General features: G+C 59.6%; 2 tRNA genes and 2 rRNA genes. All 4 read right to left on the reverse strand.

From position 1 onward, the window contains the following. Positions 1 to 262 (reverse strand): 23S ribosomal RNA (locus J2Y49_RS32380); the annotation flags it as partial. 313 nt (positions 263 to 575) lie between these two features. Next, positions 576 to 651: transfer RNA gene (locus J2Y49_RS32385), tRNA-Ala, on the reverse strand. A 23-nt stretch (positions 652 to 674) separates the two neighbouring features. Then, positions 675 to 751: transfer RNA gene (locus J2Y49_RS32390), tRNA-Ile, on the reverse strand. A 116-nt stretch (positions 752 to 867) separates the two neighbouring features. After that, positions 868 to 1,063: ribosomal RNA gene (locus J2Y49_RS32395) — 16S ribosomal RNA — on the reverse strand; the annotation flags it as partial.

Raw genomic sequence — 1,063 nt, forward strand, 5'->3', positions numbered from 1 at the left:
CTGGTCCGCGTTCGCTCGCCACTACTAGCGGAGTCTCGGTTGATGTCCTTTCCTCCGGCTACTTAGATGTTTCAGTTCGCCGGGTTCGCTTCCCACACCTATGGATTCAGTGTGGGATACCGCTTGCGCGGTGGGTTTCCCCATTCGGAAATTCACGGATCAAAGCCTGCTCGCGGCTCCCCGTGACTTATCGCAACGTGCTACGTCCTTCATCGCCTCTCAGTGCCAAGGCATCCACCAGATGCCCTTCAGACGCTTGATCTCAACTCCAACGAAAACGCTTGCGCCACGCGCAGGAACAAGCCTGCTCGCGAACCAATCGACAGGATTGGCTGTTTCCGCCGTTCGATGCTACTCCCAGCCAGCTTTGACCTTGTGGGTCTGGGCCGGCCGAGGAGCGTCCTCGGTCACTTGCACTTCATCTTCACTTGTCCATGATCCCGTCCCGTTAGGGACACAGCAACGAGCGCTGCGCGCTCGTTGCTGTTCACGTTGCCGTGTTGTGGTTCCTTCCAACGGTCCTCGAAGCTGAGCGGCTCGCCTCTACCATCGACACCAGCAGTCCTTCCGGAAACTGGTGGAGGCAGACGGGATCGAACCGACGACCTCCTGCTTGCAAAGCAGGCGCTCTCCCAACTGAGCTATGCCCCCGATGGTCACGCCATCGCTAAACATGGTGGGCCAGGGAGGATTTGAACCTCCGACCTCACGCTTATCAAGCGCGCGCTCTAACCAACTGAGCTACTAGCCCGTCCGTGCTCCATCGCAGGAGCACGTCGAGAACCGTGAGAAGGGATGCGCCGGCGGCGGCAGAGAAGCGCCATTCGGACTTGAAGCGCCGGACCATTCAGGGTCGGCTTTCCTTAGAAAGGAGGTGATCCAGCCGCAGGTTCCCCTACGGCTACCTTGTTACGACTTCACCCCAGTCGCTGACCTTACCGTGGCCGGCTGTCTCCCTTGCGGGTTAACGCACCGTCTTCGGGTAAAGCCAACTCCCATGGTGTGACGGGCGGTGTGTACAAGGCCCGGGAACGTATTCACCGCGGCGTGCTGATCCGCGATT

The organism is Azospirillum sp. BE72 (assembly GCF_031455875.1).
In the GTDB taxonomy this organism is placed as follows: Bacteria; Pseudomonadota; Alphaproteobacteria; order Azospirillales; family Azospirillaceae; genus Azospirillum.